Annotated in this window: 2 protein-coding genes; both read right to left on the bottom strand. The window is 37.8% G+C overall.

Features of this window, described 5'->3' with window-relative positions; all coding sequences use genetic code 11:
• Positions 1-38 precede the first annotated feature (38 nt).
• Entirely contained in the window at positions 39-677 is a 639-nt protein-coding gene (locus tag FC652_RS20015) for a hypothetical protein (protein WP_217904690.1), read from the bottom strand.
• 116 nt (positions 678-793) lie between these two features.
• Entirely contained in the window at positions 794-1081 is a 288-nt protein-coding gene (locus FC652_RS20020; RefSeq protein ID WP_176299896.1) for a hypothetical protein, read from the bottom strand.
• Between the last annotated feature and the right edge of the window lie 93 nt (positions 1082-1174).

Raw genomic sequence — 1174 nt, forward strand, 5'->3', positions numbered from 1 at the left:
CGCGTTGGCTGTCCCTCTTGAAGCGTTTGTTAGAAAAATTACTCCCAAGAGAATATTTCTACCAACTGTTCTTCGCTGGACACATCAGCACTAAACTCTCGTATGAACGGATGTCTTGGGGTAGCTCTTTCGGAGAAATCGACCTTCACGTATAAAAATGTATATACACTATTAGCTCGTTTTACTGGAATTGTATGCTGAGTCATCAATGACTTAATGCGCTGTAAATAATTATGATTCTTTCGCTTTATATCTTGAAAGTCAACTTTCGTTTTAAGAGGGTGCTGGGCATGAAGTACCTTCCCACATAGTTGGTATGCTTCTTTGAACTCTACCTGTGACAATGACGACTCATGGTAAAGTGGAAATATAGTTTTATCTTTTCCATCGGGACTTTCTACGACACTACTAGGAAAAGGATAGAAAATTGTTGTTTTCTCATTTAACGACTCCACTATTTTCTTTGCATGATACTCACTTCTTTCTTTGCTATTTAGCTTATCACCATTGACCAATACAGATAAATAAGCGATAAGCTCAAGCACCTTCCTTATTTGCAATGAGGTTGACTCTATAAAAACCAAATTTTCAACTTCCGATAGAGACTCAGCAGCATGTATTCTATCTCGAATTTCGCAAATGATTTTTAGATATGTTTCTTCATTAAAATACTTCATAGTCACCTTATTTTTCTAACGCCGCATTAAGGTGTGAGCGACGTTTGGCTATACTTGAGAGAAGCGAAACCGCCAAGCGTTGCGAATCACTCTTAAATGCTTTGTTATGTGCATGGTCAATGGTATATATCAGAACCACTGTTTTCATAACTTGCTATCTTACTAACTATTTGAGCAGCTTTCTGACGACACACTTCTGTATTGTTTTCACTTGGGAAACTTACCGACATTTCCTCGTAACATGCTCTAAATGAAGCTTGATATGCTATTGAAGCTTCCCTTCGAGATTTATAACCTAGTTCTTCCCACTTACTCACAATGGCTTCATACATATCATTCTTTTCTTGTGCTAAAAGGCCAAAAGAATAGGCACATAAAATAGTAAATAAAGCTAGTTTTCTCATTCAGACCTCATGACAAACTGGACATGAGGTATTTTACCAGAGGGAGAACAATGAACGGAGCCTAAATTGCACATAACGCCGAGTTAAGGGGTG

The organism is Vibrio sp. 05-20-BW147, from assembly GCF_013369385.1.
Taxonomy (GTDB): domain Bacteria; phylum Pseudomonadota; class Gammaproteobacteria; order Enterobacterales; family Vibrionaceae; genus Vibrio; species Vibrio floridensis.